18 protein-coding genes are annotated in these 17,940 nt (G+C 67.7%); 6 read left to right on the top strand and 12 right to left on the bottom strand.

The window, feature by feature from the left end; translation table 11 throughout:
* Nucleotides 1–62 precede the first annotated feature (62 nt).
* Complete coding sequence (locus tag D5S19_RS24665) at nucleotides 63–995, bottom strand: acyl-CoA dehydrogenase family protein (RefSeq protein WP_120025777.1); 933 nt, start codon at nucleotides 993–995, stop codon at nucleotides 63–65.
* Nucleotides 996–1,114: 119 nt separating this feature from the next.
* On the opposite strand from D5S19_RS24665, the gene D5S19_RS24660 reads away from it, so the two are divergent.
* Complete coding sequence (locus tag D5S19_RS24660; RefSeq protein ID WP_233574133.1) at nucleotides 1,115–1,261, top strand: hypothetical protein; 147 nt, start codon at nucleotides 1,115–1,117, stop codon at nucleotides 1,259–1,261.
* A gap of 142 nt (nucleotides 1,262–1,403) precedes the next feature.
* On the opposite strand, the gene D5S19_RS32580 is transcribed toward D5S19_RS24660, so the two are convergent.
* Nucleotides 1,404–1,826, bottom strand: coding sequence for a VOC family protein (locus D5S19_RS32580; RefSeq protein ID WP_199730686.1), 423 nt, complete (start codon nucleotides 1,824–1,826; stop codon nucleotides 1,404–1,406).
* 3 nt (nucleotides 1,827–1,829) lie between these two features.
* Between D5S19_RS32580 and D5S19_RS32575 the strand changes: the two genes are divergently transcribed.
* From D5S19_RS32575 to D5S19_RS24640, 3 genes are read left to right on the top strand one after another with little or no spacing between them, the layout of a single operon-like run.
* Complete coding sequence (locus D5S19_RS32575) at nucleotides 1,830–2,681, top strand: TetR/AcrR family transcriptional regulator (protein ID WP_199730685.1); 852 nt, start codon at nucleotides 1,830–1,832, stop codon at nucleotides 2,679–2,681.
* Nucleotides 2,682–2,734: 53 nt separating this feature from the next.
* Nucleotides 2,735–3,856, top strand: coding sequence for a PLP-dependent cysteine synthase family protein (locus D5S19_RS24645; protein WP_120025775.1), 1,122 nt, complete (start codon nucleotides 2,735–2,737; stop codon nucleotides 3,854–3,856).
* The gene (locus D5S19_RS24640) at nucleotides 3,853–5,103 is read left to right on the top strand and encodes an MFS transporter (protein WP_120025774.1); all 1,251 of its coding nucleotides are present in this window, start codon (nucleotides 3,853–3,855) and stop codon (nucleotides 5,101–5,103) included. The genes D5S19_RS24645 and D5S19_RS24640 overlap by 4 nt, the downstream gene beginning before the upstream one ends.
* 53 nt (nucleotides 5,104–5,156) lie before the next feature.
* Here D5S19_RS24640 and D5S19_RS24635 read toward each other — a convergent pair whose 3' ends face one another.
* The 8 genes from D5S19_RS24635 to D5S19_RS24600 form a co-directional block, all read right to left on the bottom strand.
* The gene (locus tag D5S19_RS24635; protein ID WP_233574132.1) at nucleotides 5,157–5,570 is read right to left on the bottom strand and encodes a zinc-binding dehydrogenase; all 414 of its coding nucleotides are present in this window, start codon (nucleotides 5,568–5,570) and stop codon (nucleotides 5,157–5,159) included.
* A gap of 107 nt (nucleotides 5,571–5,677) precedes the next feature.
* On the bottom strand, nucleotides 5,678–6,703 hold the full coding sequence (locus D5S19_RS24630) for an oligopeptide/dipeptide ABC transporter ATP-binding protein (RefSeq protein ID WP_120025773.1): 1,026 nt from the start codon (nucleotides 6,701–6,703) through the stop codon (nucleotides 5,678–5,680).
* Entirely contained in the window at nucleotides 6,700–7,725 is a 1,026-nt protein-coding gene (locus D5S19_RS24625; RefSeq protein WP_120025772.1) for an ABC transporter ATP-binding protein, read from the bottom strand. Before D5S19_RS24625 ends, D5S19_RS24630 begins: the two co-directional genes overlap by 4 nt.
* On the bottom strand, nucleotides 7,722–8,744 hold the full coding sequence (locus D5S19_RS24620; protein WP_120025771.1) for an ABC transporter permease: 1,023 nt from the start codon (nucleotides 8,742–8,744) through the stop codon (nucleotides 7,722–7,724). The genes D5S19_RS24625 and D5S19_RS24620 overlap by 4 nt, the downstream gene beginning before the upstream one ends.
* Before the next feature lie 2 nt (nucleotides 8,745–8,746).
* Complete coding sequence (locus D5S19_RS24615) at nucleotides 8,747–9,550, bottom strand: ABC transporter permease (protein ID WP_199730684.1); 804 nt, start codon at nucleotides 9,548–9,550, stop codon at nucleotides 8,747–8,749.
* 153 nt (nucleotides 9,551–9,703) lie between these two features.
* Nucleotides 9,704–11,296 (bottom strand): ABC transporter substrate-binding protein, encoded by a 1,593-nt coding sequence (locus D5S19_RS24610; RefSeq protein WP_120025769.1) that lies wholly within the window; start codon nucleotides 11,294–11,296, stop codon nucleotides 9,704–9,706.
* Between the two features lie 126 nt (nucleotides 11,297–11,422).
* Nucleotides 11,423–11,929: an SRPBCC family protein gene (locus tag D5S19_RS24605; RefSeq protein ID WP_158605632.1), complete on the bottom strand. Its 507-nt coding sequence runs from the start codon at nucleotides 11,927–11,929 to the stop codon at nucleotides 11,423–11,425.
* 195 nt (nucleotides 11,930–12,124) lie between these two features.
* Nucleotides 12,125–12,988 (bottom strand): MurR/RpiR family transcriptional regulator, encoded by an 864-nt coding sequence (locus tag D5S19_RS24600; protein WP_120025767.1) that lies wholly within the window; start codon nucleotides 12,986–12,988, stop codon nucleotides 12,125–12,127.
* A 131-nt stretch (nucleotides 12,989–13,119) separates the two neighbouring features.
* On the opposite strand from D5S19_RS24600, the gene D5S19_RS32110 reads away from it, so the two are divergent.
* Entirely contained in the window at nucleotides 13,120–13,626 is a 507-nt protein-coding gene (locus D5S19_RS32110) for an SRPBCC family protein (RefSeq protein ID WP_158605630.1), read from the top strand.
* On the top strand, nucleotides 13,623–15,011 hold the full coding sequence (locus tag D5S19_RS24595; protein WP_158605629.1) for an aldehyde dehydrogenase family protein: 1,389 nt from the start codon (nucleotides 13,623–13,625) through the stop codon (nucleotides 15,009–15,011). The genes D5S19_RS32110 and D5S19_RS24595 overlap by 4 nt, the downstream gene beginning before the upstream one ends.
* 125 nt (nucleotides 15,012–15,136) lie before the next feature.
* Here the strand turns inward: D5S19_RS24595 and D5S19_RS24590 are convergent, their stop codons facing one another.
* Both D5S19_RS24590 and D5S19_RS24585 read right to left on the bottom strand, forming a co-directional pair.
* On the bottom strand, nucleotides 15,137–16,816 hold the full coding sequence (locus tag D5S19_RS24590; protein WP_120025765.1) for a DUF885 domain-containing protein: 1,680 nt from the start codon (nucleotides 16,814–16,816) through the stop codon (nucleotides 15,137–15,139).
* 84 nt (nucleotides 16,817–16,900) lie between these two features.
* A complete protein-coding gene (locus D5S19_RS24585; protein ID WP_120025764.1) occupies nucleotides 16,901–17,875 on the bottom strand; it encodes an Lrp/AsnC family transcriptional regulator in 975 nt (324 codons plus the stop codon).
* Nucleotides 17,876–17,940 lie beyond the last annotated feature (65 nt).

Raw genomic sequence — 17,940 nt, 5'->3', positions numbered from 1 at the left:
TGCGGTGACCTCGTTCTCGGGCACCGTGGCGCTGTCCAACTACACCCGCCCGGGGCCGTGTGTCACAGCATGGGATCGTGGACTTCGAGACCGAAGGCTTCCCGTCCATAAAGGACAAGGGCCTTCTCGGGGTCATTGGTCGTGTGGCCGCGGCCGGTGTGGATGTCGCGCCAGGCGCGTTGCAGGGCATCGTCGCCGATGCGCAGGGCGTGGCCGCCCGCGTTCTCCATCAGCAGGTCGACCGCCCGCGTCGCGCGTTCGGTGGCCAGCACCTGGTCGCGGCGCAGCCGGGTACGCAGCTGCAGCGCCGGTTGCTCGCCACGTTGGGCGCAGGCGTAGAGATCGGTGATGTTCCGGCTCAGCTGCAACCAGGCGGCATCGATCTCACTCGCGGCGCGCGCGGCGCGGATCTGGGCGAACGGGTCATCGGGGACCGTCCGGCCGCCGGCGGCGCCCACCCGGGTGCGGATGCGCATCGCGGACAGATACTCCGCGCAGGCTGATTCGGCGACGCCGACTAGGGGAGCGGAGACCGAACTCGTGAACACCGAACCCAGCGCGAGGCGGTACGACGGTTCGGGGTTGACCGCGTATCCGGGGCGAGCCGGTGAAGCGAGCTGGGCTGCGGAAATAGTGCGGTGGGGCGGGATGAACGCGTTGTCGACGAGGATGTCGTTGCTGCTGGTGCCGCGCAGCCCGACGGTGTCCCGCACCTGCTCGATCCGGTAATCCTTGGCGGGTACCAGGAACGTCCGCACCTCCAGGGGCTTGCCACTGTCGTCGCGCAGGTAGCAGCTCAACAGTGCCCAGCCGGCGTGCGTGGACCCGTACGCGAAGCTCCACCGCCCGGACAGGCGGAAGCCGCCGCCTTCTCTGCGCACTTCGCCCATCGGGGCGAGCGAGATGCAGATTCGGGCATCGGGGTCCTCGCCCCACACATCCTCTTGCGCCCGGGCGTCGAACAGTGCCAGCTGCCAGGTGCTGCTGTTGAGCACCCCGGCGACCCAGCCCGTGGAGCCGCACGCGTGGCCGAGTTCGCGGAGACATTCCAGGTACCGGACCGAACCGGATCGGCCGCGCCGCCCGCGCGGCAGGCGTCGCGCCGATCGATGCCGTGCTGGTCGATATCGCAGACCTGGACCTGCTGCGCGCGGACTGCGTCGCAGCTGCGGCTTCGGGTTTCGCCGCCAAGGCTTGCGTCCACCCTCGCCAGGTGGAGGTGGTGCGGGCGGCTTTCACCTGGCGTACGGAAAGGCTGTGAAGGGTTCCCTTCACAGCCCCAGAGTCCAGGGTGTCGGCAAAGTTGGTCGGGGACCCGGCAGTGGGCGATGCGGAGGTGTGTGCGACCACCTCGTGGCGTGCGCCGGACCGGTTTCGGGTCTGTGAAGGGACCCTTCACAGACTCAGAGTCCGTGAAGGGACCCTTCACGGACCTCTACACCGACTTTGCCGGAACCCTGGCCCCAGAGTCCGTGAAGACATCCCTTCACAGCGTCGCCGAGCGTGAGAGGTGGGACACCGATCGAGAAGTAGTCGAACCCGGCGGCGGCCTTGGCACGCTGCGGGTCGAGCCGCAGGGCGAACATCGGACCGCCACGGGGATGGGTCATGGCCAGGCCGGTCACCATGCCGTGCTCGGCGAACTCGGTGGCGACCTGGTAGCCCAGGCGCGACTCGTACCACGCGCGGGCGCGTTCGAGATCGCTGACCGGCAGCTTGAGGTGGTGAACTCCGTCGAGCAGGGGGCGTCGGTGGTCATGGAATCCTCCGCCCGGAAGAGGCGAGGTTGATGCAGTGGGGACTGTATTGTTGCAGTTGTACTGCATCCCATGAGCCCGTCCGTCAATCCCCGGCCGGCCGACCTGCGCGCCAAACGGGTCGCCGACACCGAGGAGCGCATCATCGCCGCGGCCCGCGAGTTGTTCGTCCGTGACGGCTACGCCGCGACCACGCTCACCGCGGTCGCCGACGCCGCCCGAGTCGGGCACCGCACCGTCTACGTCCGCTTCGGCACCAAGGCCGACCTGCTCAAGCGGGTGGTCGATGTCGCCATCGTCGGCGACACTCAGCTCATCGACCTGAACAGCCGTGACTGGTACCACCAAGCGCTGAACGCGCGAGCGCCTTCGTCGGCTCGCGGAGGACGCGGCAGCCCTGATGGGCCGCGCCGGAGAACGTCTTCTCGATCGCGCAACAAACCGAGCCCGTTGCCCGGGCGATCCGCGAGTCGGTACGTGCCCTTCGTCAAGTTGCACACAGACCGGCCCAGGGCAAGGTCAACTTCTGCTAGCTTGGCGACTGTGCGCGCCAAGACGACTACGCGAAGTCCGCGGTCCGTCGTTTTGCTCGTGCTCGCCTTGCTCGTCGTCGCGGTCCTGCACCCGGAAGCAGGCGCCGGCTGCGCCGGAAGCGACCGCGTCGCCTTCGCCCACCAGGCCGCCGCGTCGTCAGGCATCCCCTGCCCGACCGACCACCGCCTGGACGGACACCCCGCCCCCACCCGCGTGACGCAGATGCCGGGGCAGCATCGCGAACCGCCCCTTGTGCTGATCGGCGATGCCACGGCCGACGTCACACCCGCACTCGCCGCGCGGACGCGGCCCGCGGTCGGCGATTCCCGTCGTCCCGCCTCGTGCCCGCGGCGATCGCTGCGCATCGAACTCAACGTCTGGCGTATCTGACAGGGCCGGTTCACGCCGTTTTCCCTTACCCGGACCAGAAGAGATCGAAGGACATGACGACGTTTCCCCGGCATTCCGTGCTGCCCTCAGCCGCTCGCTCGATCGCCGCGACGTGCGACCGCTCCCTTGCCGCGGCAGTCGGCAACACCCCCGTACTCCGGATCACCGACCCGTGCGCACTCTCCGAAGCAGGGTTCTGGGCCAAGCTCGAAGGATTCAACCCCGGCGGCATCAAAGACCGGCCCGCGCTGCACATGGTCGCCGCCGCCCGCGAACGCGGCGAACTCGCCGATGGCGCGCCGATCATCGAGTCGACCAGTGGCACGCTCGGGCTCGGCCTCGCGCTCGCGGGCGGCGTCCACCGGCACCCGGTGACCCTCGTCACCGACCCCGGCATGGAGCCGATCGTGCTGCGGCTGCTGACCGCGTACGGGACCCGGGTGGAGATGGTCGAGCAGCCGCACCCCACCGGCGGCTGGCAGCAGGCTCGCCGCGACCGCGTCCAGCAGCTGCTGGCGGAACACCCCGGGGGTTGGTGCCCCGACCAGTACAACAACCCCGACAACGTGAGCGCCTACGCCCCGCTGGCCGGCGAACTGGCCGCGCAGCTCGGGCACATCGACATCCTGGTGTGCTCGGTGGGGACGGGCGGTCATTCCGCCGGGACCTACCGCGCCCTGAAACGGCACTTCCCCCGGCTGCGGCTGGTCGGCGTCGACACGATCGGCTCGACGATCTTCGGCCAGCCCGCCACTTCGCGGCTGATGCGCGGGCTCGGGTCGAGCATCCATCCGCGCAACGTCGACTACGGCGCTTTCGATGAGGTGCACTGGGTGGCGCCGCGCGAAGCGGTGTGGACCGCACGCCGGCTGGCGGCGGCTCACCAGGCGAGCGGCGGCTGGAGCGTCGGAGCGGTCGCCCTTGTCGCGGGCTGGCTGGCCCGCACCAACGACCCGGACGTCCGGATCGCCGCGGTCTTCCCGGACGGCCCTCAGCGCTATTTCGACACCGTCTACAACGACCAGTTCTGCCGCCGGCACGACCTGCTCGACGTCCCGCCACCACGCGAACCCGAAGTGCTCGACGACCCCCGCGAACGCGTCGTCGAACGCTGGACCCGCTGCCGCAACGTCATCGACCCGGCGACTTTCGACGCGCGGGGAGCCGGGCGGTGAGCCGGCTCGTCCACAGGTTCCGCTCCTTCGGCCGGCCGAGCCGGCTGCTGATGGTCAACCAGTTCAGCATCAATCTCGGTTTCTACATGCTGATTCCCTATCTCGCCGGGTACCTCTCCGGTCCGCTCGGCCTGGCCGGCTGGGCGGTCGGGCTGGTCATGGGTGTCCGGAACTTCTCCCAGCAGGGCATGTTCCTGCTGGGCGGCACGCTCGCCGACCGGCTCGGGTACAAGCCGCTGATCGTTGCCGGTTGTCTGCTGAGGACCGGTGGTTTCGCGTTGCTCGGCCTGGTCGATTCGCTGCCCGCGCTGATCGTCGCCTCGGCTGCGACCGGGTTCGCCGGGGCGTTGTTCAACCCGGCTGTGCGGGCCTACCTGGCCGCCGATTCCGGTGACCGGCGGCTGGAGGCTTTCTCGCTGTTCAACGTGTTCTACCAAGGTGGCATCCTCGCCGGGCCACTGGTCGGGCTGGCGCTTGGTCTGGTGGACTTCCGGTTGACCTGCTGGATCGCCGCCGCGGTGTTCGCCGTCCTGACCGTCGCCCAGCTGCGTGCCCTCCCGGCGTCTCCGGCGCGTCCGGACCGCGAAGGGAGTTCAGTGCTCGGCGACTGGCGAGCGATCGCGGGCAATCGGACGTTCGTGGTGTTCTCGCTGATCATGATCGGCTCGTACGTCCTGTCGTTCCAGACCTATCTCGCGCTCCCGATGGAGGTCCGCCGGATCATCGGGTCCTCGGGGGGCGGGGACGCGCTGGTCGCGCTGCTGTTCCTGGTTTCCGGCGGGCTGGCGCTCGCCGGGCAGTTCAAGATCACCGCGTGGCTCAAGGCGAGATGGAGCGCCGGAACCTGCCTGGCAGCCGGGCTTTCGCTGATGGCAGCGGCCTTCGTCGCACCCGCGGCCGCGGCTCGCTTCGGACCGGTCGCCGGCGCCGTGGCGCTGGTGCTCGCCGCGGCCGCCTTGGCGTTGGGAACTGTGGCGGTGTTTCCGTTCGAGATGGACACGATCGTCCGGCTGTCGGGAGATCGGCTGGTCGCCACCCACTACGGGTTCTACAACACGGTGGTCGGCGTCGGCATTCTCGTGGGAAATCTGGCCACCGGCACGGTGTTCGACCTCGCCCGGACGGCGGGCTTGCCGGAGCTGCCGTGGCTCGGCCTGCTGGTGATCGGCGTGCTGTGCGCGGGCGGCCTGCGGTGGCTCGATCGAGGCCGCCGGTTGGATCGCCAACCTGATTACGCGACAGCCTGATCGAACCCGGACCGGGGTGGCGTCGCACCCGGCGACGCCACCCCGGTCACCGCTCAGGCCACCTTGATGACGACTTTGCCCGAGGCGTGACCGTTTTCGACGGTGGCAAGGGCGGCCGGGGCGTCGGAAAGCGGATGGACCTCGGTGATCTCAAGTGCGAGAACCCCGTCGAGAGCCAGCTGCGCGGACCGCTCCAGGTTCGTGCGGTCCAGGCGGCGCTCGACGAACCGGCCACCGAGATCGGACACGGACGGATCGCCCACGGAGATGACGTTGCGGGGATTCCGGGCCAGGGGAACGACCGTCTGCAGCGCGGTTCCGCCGACCAGGTCGACGATCCCGTCGAAGCCGTCCGGAACCAGCGCCCGTGCCGCGGCGGCGACTGCGCCCCGATGGCCTCGGCGGGCGCACACTTGGCGTAGGAGGCCGCCCAGCGGCGAGATGTTCACGTTCCGTGCTTTGTTCACTGCTGTTCGACGCACTCCGGAGCCGTCCCGCCGACGAGCCACCGTGGCCGGCACTGCGCCGCGCATTCGACGCCATCCTTGAGCGCTCATGGTGCGCTTACGTCCGCTCAACCCTCGCGAGACTCCTCCTCGAAGAAGTGACAGGCGACCAGCTGACCGCGCGGACCGGGGCGCGGTAGCGGAACCTCCGTCACGCACCGGTCCCGTCCGTTTCGAAGGGCGCACCGGTTCTGATACGGGCAGCCCGCGTTCGGAGGGGCGATGACCGTCTCCTTCGTGGATCGCCCGGACAGCGGCCGGCGCTGCGTCGGATCGGGCAGGGGAGTGGCCGACACGAGGTCGCGGCTGTAGGGATGCAGCGGCGATCCGAAGATCTCCGCACTCGGACCGGTTTCGACGATCCGGCCCCCGAACAGCACGGCGATGCGATCGCAGAAGTACTCGGCCACCACCAGGTCGTGGACAATGAAAAGGTAGGTCAGGCCGATGCGCTCGCGCAGCTCCGTCAGGAGATTCAGGACCTGAGCCTGGATCGACACGTCGAGCGAAGAGATCGGTTCATCGAGGACGATGAGCTTGGGGTCCAGCGCCAAGGCACGCGCGATGGCAATGCGCTGACGTTGACCTCCGGAGAGCGCGCTCGGCTTTCGATCGCCCTGCTCCGAGGTAAGGCCGACCAGTTCCAGCAGCTCGTCAACCCTTTCGCGCCGCTCCTGCTGGGCGCCGATCCGGTTGATGTCCAGCGGTTCCCGGATGAGTGCCCGTACGGTCATCCGCGGATCCAGCGAGGCGTACGGGTCTTGAAATACCATCTGCATCCCGGCGCGCAACCGGCGAAGCGGCCTGCCACGCTGCCGAAGCCAGGACACTCCATCGAACTCGACCTCGCCGGAGGCCGAGGACAGATGCATCAATGCGCGGGCGATACTGGACTTGCCGGATCCCGACTCGCCGACGAGCCCGAACGCCTCGCCCGAGCTGATCGAGAAATCGACATCATGGACGACATTCACGTGGTTGCGACGACTCGCGGAGTAGGTAACGGTCAGTCCGCGAACGTCCAGCAGGGCGTCGGATTCGCGAGCTTCCTCGGCTGTGCCGGCAGGTGACCGGCCCGCATTTCCCATCCTCATGGGGCGTTCCCCCGTTCAGTTCGACGATCCACTACTCGCTGCCGGCTGAAATGACACGCCGCGCCACCGGAATAGCCCACGTCCGACAGTTCGATGAGCTGCGGATCCAGGGCTGTGCAAGGTTCGCCGCGCTGTGGGCACCGCGCGGCGAACGCGCAGCCGACCGGCAGTTGATGCAGGGGTGGCGGTGTGCCCGGGATCGACGGCAATCGTCCTTCCGGCAACCGGTCCGGATGGAGAACCGCCTTGAGCAGCGCCTCCGTGTACGGGTGAGCCTGGTGGGCGAAGAGCGCCCTGCTCTCGGCCTCCTCGACAATGCGGCCCGCGTACATCACCATGACCCGGTCACAGAATTGTGCGACGACGCCCATATTGTGGGTGACCAGCAGAACGGCCGTATCGTGCGAGTCGGCCAGCCGCTGAAGCAGGTCCAGCACCTGCGCCTGGGTCGTGACATCCAATGCGGTCGTCGGCTCGTCCGCGATGATCAGCTCCGGCTCGTTCGCGATCGCCATCGCGATCAGCACCCGCTGCCGCATGCCGCCGGAGTACTGCATGGGGTAACTGTTGAGCCGGTGCTCCGCGTCCGGCACCTCGACCGCCCGGAGCAGTTCGACAATCCTTGCCCGCAGCGCTGCTCGGCTGATTCTCCGGTTGTGCCGCCGGATCGCCTCACCCATCTGCCCGCCGATCGTCCACACAGGATCGAGTGCGGCCATGGGGTCTTGGTACACCAAGGAAATGTTCGCGCCGCGGATTTGGCTCATCTGCCGCTCGTCCTGCTGGTCGATCACTTGGCCGTTGATGGCGATCGTGCCACCGCTCACCTGCCCGGCCGGCCCGATCAGGCCCATGATCGACAGGGCGAGCGCGGACTTCCCGGAGCCGGATTCCCCGACCAGACCGACCTTTTCCCCCTTCTTGATCTTCAGGTCCACGCCGCGGACGGCGTGCACGCAGCCGGGGCCGGAGCCGAACTGGGTCCGGAGGTCGTTGACCTCGAGTACGAGCTGCTCATTCATGCCAGCACCTTCGACTTCAGGCGAACCCGGGGATCGACCAGGCGATAGAGGATGTCCACGCACGCGTTGATGACCACGTAGCCCACCGCGCCGAGCTGGATGAATGCCTGCACCACCGCGAAGTCCTGCCCTTGGATGGACTGCACGATAAGTTGCCCGATGCCGGGCCAGGAGAAGATCGACTCCACCAGGACGCTCCCCACCATCAGTTCACCCAGGATGAGCCCGCTCGCGGTCAGGGTGGGCAGAAAGGCGTTCGGCAAAGCGTGCTTGCGGAATGCCGACCAGGGCGAGATGCCCTTTCCCCGGACGACCGTGAGGAAGGGATCGTCGCGGACTCCCAGGAGACTGCTGCGCAGGAGGCGGAAAAGAGCCGCCGACGCCGGAAACGCCAGGACCGCGGCCGGCAGGATGAGATGCCAGCATGCATCGGCGAACGTCGAAAACCGGAGCGTCAGCAGCGAATCGACCGAGTAAAGGCCGGTGATCGAGGGTGGCGGCTCGCCGCCCGGACCGAGGCGCCCTTCGGGACCGGGAAACAGATGCAGAGTCTGCCAGAAGATGATCAGTGCGATGAGGCTCGTCCAGAACGGCGGCGCTCCGGTTCCGACGAAGGACCAAGCCATGGCGCCTCGGTCGACCGCGCGGCGTCGCCGGTAGGTCGAGATCAAGGCCAGGATCAACGCACCGCCGAAAGCGAATACGAAGGCAGTGAGCCCCAGCTCCACGGTCGGCATGACACGTTCGGAAAGAAGCGTGCGTACGGGAAGGCCGCTCGTATAGGAATAGCCCCAATCTCCGGTGAAGAAGTCGTGCAGGTAGAGGACAAACCGTTCGAGGAGCGGTTTGTCCAAGCCCATGGACCGGCGCAGCGAATCGACTGCGTCCGGTGGTGCCAGGGGACCGAGAATCACCCGAGCCGGATCCCCGGGTATCGCGCGGAGAAGAACGAAGCAGAGCAGCGACGTGAGCAGAACAGTTGCCGCCGCGCCCAGTACTCGTCGTATGACTGCATACATCCTCAACCACCCGCCCGTTCGCCAGGTCGGCTGAAAGCTTCTCGTCCGCTGTCGGCGATGATCGCGGCCGCGGCGGTGACCGCCAGGACGCCGAGGCCCGGGAACGTACTGATCCACCATTGCCCGCCGAGGGCGTATTCGAGTCCTTCGGTGATCATCGATCCCCAGTCGGCTGTGGGCACCTGGACCCCGAGCCCAAGGAACCCGAGGCCGGCCATCGCCAGGATCCCGTACGAGAAGACCCCGGCGGCCTGGGTCAGGACGGTGGGCACCAGGTGCGGCAGGATGTGGCGGCGAACCACGCGCACCGGCGACGCACCCATCGTGACGGCCGCATAGACGAACTGTTGCGATCTGATTCTGAGGACCTCACTCCGGACAATTCTGGCGTACCACGGAATCGAGATGAGAACGATTCCCCACGTGGCCGTGACGGCTCCGGGGCCGAGGCCGACGGTCACCGCCATGGCGAGGACCAGCGGCGGGAATGCGAGGATCGCATCCATTCCGCGCATCAGCACGGCGTCGACCGCGCCACCGCGGATTCCTCCGATGATCCCGATCGTGCCGCCGATGATCGCGCCGACGACCGCGACGATGAGGCCGATGAGAAGGGAGACGCGGGCGCCTGCGTTGAACCGCGCCAGCACGTCCCGCCCGTTGCCGTCCGTGCCCATCGGGTGGGCCGGAGACGGCGGCGCCAGAGCATGGCTCAGGTCCACCGCCGTCGGACTCACTCGCCAGAAGAGTGGCAGCACCAAGGCCATCACCAAGAGGACCACCAGCAGGCCAAGCCCGACGCGCATGCCTCCCCCCATCCTCGACCGTCGGCCTGGCCTGCCGGCGAGCGGTCCCCGAAGGCGCGGACCGGGCCGGCCAGGCCGAGGAGCCTGGTCCGCGCCGGCCTGCGCGATCGCGCGCTCCGCTGTGCCCGCCATTTCACGCAATCCCTTCCGTGGCTATGCCCACGTCATGAAGTCCATTACCACGGAGTAAAAGTAGTTCTTCACGCGTTTGCCCAGAACGACGACAGCCTGGTCCTGATAGGCGGAGGCGAACGGCGCTTCGTCGTTCACGAGGGTCACGATCTGGTTCAGCAGTTGCTGCCGCTTGGCCTGGTCGGTCTCCGCCGCCGCCTGAACGGCGAACTGGTCGGCCTCCTTGATGCACAGATTCGTCGTGTTGGACGGAGTTCCGCACTTCAAGTCGTCGGCGTAGTCGTAGATGGCGGAGTAGACGAACCCACCGTTGTTGCGCACGAACGTCGGGTATCGGCGCGAACTGAGGGCTGCGACGATATCGGCGGCAGAGAGCTTGACAACCTCGACATTCACGCCGAGCGGTTTCCACTCGTTCTGCACGATCGTCGCGATCTGCGTATCGGTCGAGTTGTCATTCTGCACTGCCATCTGCACGGTGACCGGAAGTTTTACGCCGGACTCCTTCAGCAGGGCCGCCGCCTTGTCCATGTCAGTTTTCCTGGGCTGCGCGAGGGAGGTGTCGAAATCCGGAATGGTCGTGGCCCAGGGTCCGAAGAGCAGGCTCCCGTACCCCTTGTTCACCTGAGCGCGGATACCCTCGTAATCGATCGCGTACGTCAGTGCGGTGCGGAACTTCTTGTTGTCGAAGGGGGCTGTGGTGGTCACGAAGCCGATCCGCTTCGTCGTGTCGGTATCGAAGGCCGCGACCCGGAGGTTGGGATCACCCTTCAGGCTTGTCGCCGAAGTCTTGCTCATCCCGATGGTGACGTCGGCCTGTCCATTGCGGGCCTGCAGTGCGAGGGTGACGTCCGACGAGGTGAAGTTCAGGTTGATCTTGCCGACCTTCGGCGCTTCGCCGAAGAACTTCGGGTTTCGTACCGCCACGGCACCCACGCTGGCTGTGTAGCTTTCGAGCGTGAACGGACCGCCGCCCCCGGCGATATGGGTCGTCATCCACTTGTTGGGCGAGCCCTTGGTGTCCCCGCCATTTTGCGCGACGACCTTACTGTCGACGATGCTCGACCAGGGCGAGGCCAGAATGGACAGGAGCGGCGGATACGGCCGGGAGATGTTCAGGACGAGTGTGTCGTCGGCCGGTGCTTCGATCGATTTGTAGAATCCGTCCTGGTCACCGGTCAGAATGATTTTTCCGGTGCCTCCGGCGGTGAGGACTCGTTCGAGGCTGGCCTTCACCGCGGCGGCGGTGATCGGGGACCCGTCGCTGAAGCTGGCCTTGTTCAGCTTGAATGTGTAGGTCTTGCCGTCATCACTGATGACCCACGATTTCGCCAGGTAGGGGGTCACCTTGACCGGATCGAACTGCGTCGTCCCCTCAGGCCCCGGCTTCGGGCCGAAACTGGTCAACCTGACGTAGAAGTTCTGCAGCAATCCGAGACTCGAGGCGTCGTACCCGAACGCGGGGTCGAGGGTCGTCGCGGGCTGGCCCACGTTGACCGTCAAGGCGTCGTTGGATCCACCACTGGTGGTACTACCGCTAGAGCACGCTGCCATCGAGGTGACAACACAGGTTCCTGCCGCCAGCAGGGCGGCGACCCTGGTCAGTGTTCGCATGGCTACTCCGATCTACCCGTCTGCCATAGACGTTCTCGTAGAAGTACTGCTGGGATGACGTGCTTGGCGAAGCGTGCGTACTGGTCGTCAGCCGTCTTGTCGGATGGTGTTTGGTGGGTGGGAGTGTCATGCGGTTGCGTCCTCGACCAGTTGCTGGAGCTTCGGCATGATCGTGTCGAACAGGGTGCTGAAGTTGCCGTGGTAGGTGGCGCGTTGGCGTGCCCAGTCGTGCTCGTCGCCGTCCGTGGTGACGCATTCGTAGAAGGCTGTGTAGCGGAAGCGCGACCCTTCGGGCGCGGGGGCGATCGAGAAGTCGACGATGCCGAGGGCAGCGTCGCCCGGCTCGGGAGCGTCGCGCACGAACTTCCAGATGATCCGCTTCCCGGGCTGCAGCAGCGCCGTGCGGGCAACGTAGGGAGTCTTGCCTGATCCGGGTTCGTCCTTGAGTAGCGCCAGCAGCTCCCCTTCGCCCCCGACCGGGCCCGAGACATGCTCGAACTTCTTGTAGTTCTGCCAGGCGGGAATGTCCAGGACAAGCGGCCAGGCGACCTCGGGCGGAGCCGCCAGGTCCAGCTCTCCCTCCCGGATGACACAGACCGGGCGGCCAACGGCGAAATCAGATGAAGCGGACACAGGCCCTCCTGGAATGAAGGAAGTTCACTTGAGGTTCGCCCAGAGTGAATCTGGTTCATTCTTAGCCCGCGGTGAACCCTCTGTCAACAGTGCGGCGTGCCTGTGCTGAAGGTGAAGCTCAGTTGATGTTTTGGCTGGCTGGACCTGCTCGTGCGTGGGGCAGGGGCCGGCCGGTGCAGACGATCTCGATGCGCTCTACAGCCACTGCTGTATGTACTCGTTCGCGCGCTGCTGGTATGCGGCGGTCTGCGGTCGGCCCTTGCGGATGAGGGACACGAAGATCGTGTCGACGAGGGCCATATGGGTCACCAGGGACGGCAATGGCGTCGTGAACGTATCCATGTCCGCGGGTGTCGCCAGGAGCTGGATGTCGGAGGTGTTCGCGACGGGTGAGCCGAGGGAATTGGTGATGCACACGGTCGTGGCGCCTTGGGACTTCGCGACTTCGAGACTGCGAATCGTCTCCGGGACCCGGCCGGTCGGGGAGATGCCGATGGCCACGTCCTTCGGGCCCAGCTGGCTGGCGGTCACCAGTTGCATATGCGCGTCGGGTGCGGCGTTGGCGCGGAATCCGATCAGCGTCAACCCTGCGGCCGCGATGGCCGCGACCGGATGGGCCACGCCCACGGCGTAGAGCTCGATGCGGCCGGCGTCCAGGATGGCATCGACCGCGGCGTCGACCGTCTCCGCCGGGTTGAGCGCCATCGTCTCGGCGAGCGCGAGGCGGTGGAATTCGACCACATTTTCCAGGTCGGAGGTCGATCGCCGATCCGTGGGCAGCCCGGACTCGGCGACCTCGCGGGCGAGCGCGATCTTGAAGTCGGAGAACCCCTTGAACCCCAGGCGCTGGCAAAATCCCACGACCGAGCCGACGCTCACGCCGCACCTCGTGGCAAGGTCGGCGACGGCCGCCGGGATGACCTCCTCGGGGTTGCCGAGGACGTGATCGGTGACGGCCTGGTCCACTCTGGACATGGTCGGCCGCGAGACCCGCAGGCGCGGGATCAGGGAACCCTGCCGCAGGGATTCGGCTGCCGCGGGTGCTGACTTGTCTGCCATGGGACGACACCTGCCCGTTCGTTGCGAGCTCACGGTGCCGGCGTTGACAGAGCGCTCACCGCGAGGCTATGAATGAACCAGATTCACCGCGAGTCTAGCTCAAGTGAACTTCCTTCATTCTAGGAGGGCCCGTGTCCGCTTCATCTGATTTCGCCGTTGGCCGCCCGGTCTATGTCATCCGGGAGGGAGAGCTGGACCTGGCGGCTCCGCCCGAGGTTGCCTGGTCGCACGTCATGAACCTTACCGCCTGGCAGAACTTCAAGAAGTTCGAGCATGTCTCGGGCCCGGTCGGGGCCGAGGGGGAGCTGCAGGCGATGCTCAAGGACGAACCCGGATCGGGTAAGACTCCCTACTTCGCTCGCACGGCGCTGCTGGAGCCTGGGAAGCGGATCGTCTGGAAGCTCGTGCGCGAGGCACCCGCACCGGGCGACCCGGCGCTCGCCGTCGTCGATTTCTCCCTCACTCCCACCCCCGAAGGGTCACGTTTCCGCTACGCGACCTTCTACGAATGCGTGACCACGGACGGCGACGAGCAGGACTGGGCACGCCAACGCGACACCTACCACGGCAACATCCGCACGCTGATCGGCACAGTCATGCCCAAACTCCAGAAACTCGTCAAGGACGCCACCGCATGACCCACCCGGCAACCGGCACGACGAAGGGTGCGACGCATCCGGTGCTCAACCCGGCGACCGGCGAGGTGGTCGCTTCGGTCGAAGTTCTCGACGGTGCCGCCGTGGATGCCGCGGTCCTGGCGGCGCAGAAGGCATTCGAGGCTTGGCGCGACACGTCCGTCGAGCAGCGCGTCGAAGTCCTCGACCGGATCGCGGACCTCGTGCGTGGGAACGCCGGCAAACTCTCCGAGCTCCTCACGCTGGAGCAAGGCAAGCCGATCGCCGAGGCGCGCACGGAGGTCGACACGACGGAAGCGACCTTCCGCCGTTACGCGGACCTGGGGCGGGAGAAGGGTGCCGCGCTCTTCACCGAGGAGTTGGGCGAGCACGTCCGCACCTTCACGCCGCTTGGCGTAGTGGCAGGCATTATCCCGTGGAACGCCCCGCTGCTCGTCGCCGCGATGAAAGCCGGGCCGGCCATCCTGACCGGAAACACGATCATCCTCAAACCGGCACCGACGACGCCGCTCGCGACGCTCGAACTCAGCCGCCTGCTCGCGGACACCGTGCCGGAGGGGCTCGTGCAATGCCTCGTCGACGACGGATCGATCGGCCCGCTGCTGGCGTCGCACCCCGGGGTACGGAAGGTGGCGTTCACCGGGTCGACGGTCACCGGGCGCGCCGTGACGACCGCGGGCGCACCGACGCTGAAACGTCTCACTCTCGAACTCGGCGGAAACGACCCGGCGATCGTGCTCGGCGATGCCGATCCGGAGGCGGCAGCGGCAGGGATCTTCGCGCGTGCGTTCTTCAACGCCGGCCAGGTGTGCGGCGCGGTCAAGCGCGTCTACATCCACGATGACGTCTACGACCGCTTCGTCGAGTCGATCGCCGATCTTGTCCGAGACGTCGTCGTCGGAGACGGGTTCGACCCAGCGGTCACCGTGGGACCACTGCAGAATCGCACCCAGTACGAGAAGACCACCGCCCTCCTCGCCAAGGCGGTCAGCGATGGCACGATCCTCGCGCAGAGCGGCGTCCCGGACGTGGACGGCGGCTACTTCGTCCCGGTAACCGTGGTGGGCGATCTCGACGACGCGCACCCGCTCGTGACCGGCGAGCAGTTCGCGCCGATCCTGCCGCTTCTGCGCTTCTCTGATGAAGCCGACGCGGTAGCCCGCGCCAACTCGACCGAGTACGGGCTCACCGCCTCGGTCTGGACGTCGGACGTCGCGCACGGCGAGTCCGTGGTTCAGCGGATCGACGCGGCATTGCTGGGCGTCAACAAACACAATCGGGTCGCTCCGGCGTTCGGCATCGCCATGTCGAAGCAATCCGGCAGCGGCTGGCTCTTCGGGCCGGAGGGGGTTCGCGAGTACCTGCAGCCCCACCTCCTCTTTCGATAGCCAGGGCGCAGCGTCCCCGGACTCGCACCGCTACCTCGGCGACGTGTGGGCCGACGGCGACAACGCCGTCGGCCCACTTGCTTATGTGCCCACAGCCGGGGGAAAGCTGTTGTGGCACAACGTTTTCACGGCTTCGTGGTAGCTTCGGTGACGATCTCTTCCAGCACCGGCATCGGCACGGATCCGCTGCCGAGTACCGCCGCGTGAAACTTGCGCAGGTCGAACTCCGCACCCAGCCGCCGCTGCGCGGCCGCCCGCAGGCGGACGATCTCACGCTTGCCGGTGAGGTATGCCAGTGCCTGTCCCGGGATCGTCAGGCAACGGTCCACCTCGTTGACGAGGAACCCCTCGGGCAGCCCGACGCGCGTGAGCATGAACTCGATTGCGCGAGCGCGGCTCCAGCCGAACGCGTGCAGCCCGGTGTCGATGACCATGCGGGCCGTACGGTGCATTGCCATGGACACCGCGCCGAGTTCGGCACGTGCATCGGAGTACAGGCCGAATTCGCCGGCCAGCTCCTCCGCATACAGCGCCCAGCCCTCGGAGTGGACGGTGATCGACATCTGCTGCAGCAGCGGAAGGCCCTCGATCAGCTGCGCGCGAGCATGCTGGGAATGATGCCCCGGCACCGCCTCGTGGAACGCGATCGCTTCCAGATCCCAGCCGGCACCGGCGGTCGGGCGCATCGTGTTGAACCAGTACGTGCCCGGACGCCCTCCGGCGACGCCCCGGCCGCGCTGTGGCCGAACATAGTGCGGCGCCATCCCCGACGCACCAACGGTTTCCGGCATCGGCTCGACCCCGCACGGCGGGGGCAGCGGGCCGGGCATCAACCGTGGCGCGATCGCTTCCGCGCGGGCGATCGCCTCGCGGGCGGCTACGATCGCCTGCTCGGCGGTGCGCTCGGACACCGACGCACGCAGCGCCGCCACGATCGCGTCCCGATCGTTCAAGCCGAGCGGGCTGCCGAGTTCCCGCGCCCGCGCCTCCAGTTCCTCGATGGTCTCCAGCCCGGTCCGGTGCAACTGCTGCGCAGTCAGCGGCAGCGTGGTGTGCATTGCGATATCTCGCGTGTAGTCGGCCTCGCCGCCGGGTAGCGCACAGCGGCCCGGCCGTTCGGCACTGCGCGCGATCGGCCGCAGCTCGGTCAGCAGGTCCCGCCAGCGTGCGAGCGCCGGCATGATCGCATCCTTGACGGTGTCTTCGACCTGCGTGCGCCAACCGGAGGCGCCGGCCCAGCCCTGTGGCGGTACCGGGGTGGCGAACGCGGTCGGCACACCCTCGGCAAGCACCCGGTCGGCCCAGCCGACCGCGTGATCGACGAGTTCGGCGACAGGCAGCCGCCCCTTCGCCCGCCCGTCGCGCAGCCGATCCGTCTTCGCGTCGATCCAGGCCGCGGCACCGGACAGCCGCGCGAGGTAGTCGTCCGCGGCCTGAGTATCGGGGAGTGTCGTGCGCGCGGCCACCGCGAGCAGCGTCGGGGGTCCGGCGAAGGGCGTCGCGGTGGCGGTGCACTCGGCGTCGGCGTTCGCGATCGAGGCCCGCTCACGTTCGCATGCCGACCGCACCACGCCCAGCGTCACGCGGTCGGCAGACTCCGCACCGCTCAGCCCGGTCGCCCTGTCCGCCAGGACGGCGAGGTCGGCGTCGAGGTCCACGGCAGCCTGTGCGGACGCGGCCGGGGCCAGCCTGTCGTACTCGCGCACACCCAGCGTGGACGCGCCGAACGGATCGGCCGTGAGGAGCCGATGGACGAGTTCGTCGGCGATCTCACGGATGGGGGACTTGTGATTCGTCTGCTGCATTATTGCGCACCGCCAATCTTATGGCCTTCATCTGTGGAAAGATTCCCAGGTATGTCCATAGTGGACTCTGGGGAAGTCCGCATTTCACTGCCCGGCCACTCGCCAGTAGCGCTTCAGCACCTCCAGCTGGAGCGTGCATTCGACGGCGGTCACGTCGGCACTCCCGGGAAAGCCGCCGCTGACGAAGTCGGCCAGGTCGTCCTCGTCGCGGAAAACGCCGTCGTAGACAAACGTCGACGAGGCCGCAGTCAGCGCCAGGAACCGCGTGGCCGGGTGGGCGGCTATCGCCGTGCCGACGCGGGTGGTCGTGGCCGGTGGGCACGAGATACCGAGTACGACCTCGACCCCGTAACCCAGCCTCCCCGGCTCGATCTCGACGCGGGGCCGCAGCAGCCCGGAGCCGAACATCGCCGTGGCCGTGCGGCGGGCCCGGGATTCGGAGATGTCGAGCATGCGTGCGACGTCCGAGTATGGCACTCGTGCGTCGTCGCCCAGCACTGCTGCGACTTCGCGTTCCAGCGGGCCGAGTTCGGTGCCCGGTGTCTCTCCCTCCGCACCCGCGTGCCCGGCGAGCGCCTCCTCCTGACCGGGGGTCAGCCGGGGCAGGTGCCACGCCGCGGAGCTGGTCAGCCGGCGCAACACCCACTCCGTGCGGACCGAGCGGATGCCTGGCACGGCGGGGATCTCGTCGACCAGCGCGCGGGCCGTCGCCGCGCGGGTCGGTCCGTGGACCACGGCGTAGATGTCGCCGCGGCCGGACGCGAGCGCTACGTGCGTGGTGTCATCGCGCAGCACCAGCGCCTCCGCGACCCCGCGCGCCCGGCCGGGCTCGACGCCGAGCCACACGTGTGCCGGCGGGCCTTCGGTGAGCAGGGACCAGTCGACCTCGCAGATGACGCGCAGCAGGCCGTCTTCCAGCATCCGGCCGTAGCGCCGCCCGACCGTGCGCGCGGAGGTATCCAGGACGCGGGCGAGCACGTCGAGAGACGCTCGGGGCGCGCGTTGCAGCGCGGCGACCAGGTCGAGGTCGATGTCGTCCAGTACGCCGTCGTCGGCCACCGGGCGCCCTCCTTCGGTTTCGGACGGTGACAGCCTGCCTTCTTGACTGAATCAGGCGTAATGAG

Origin of the sequence: Amycolatopsis panacis (assembly GCF_003600245.1) — a bacterium.
GTDB classification, from domain to species: Bacteria; Actinomycetota; Actinomycetes; order Mycobacteriales; family Pseudonocardiaceae; genus Amycolatopsis; species Amycolatopsis sulphurea.
This window is presented reverse-complemented; position numbering and strand designations above follow the sequence as displayed.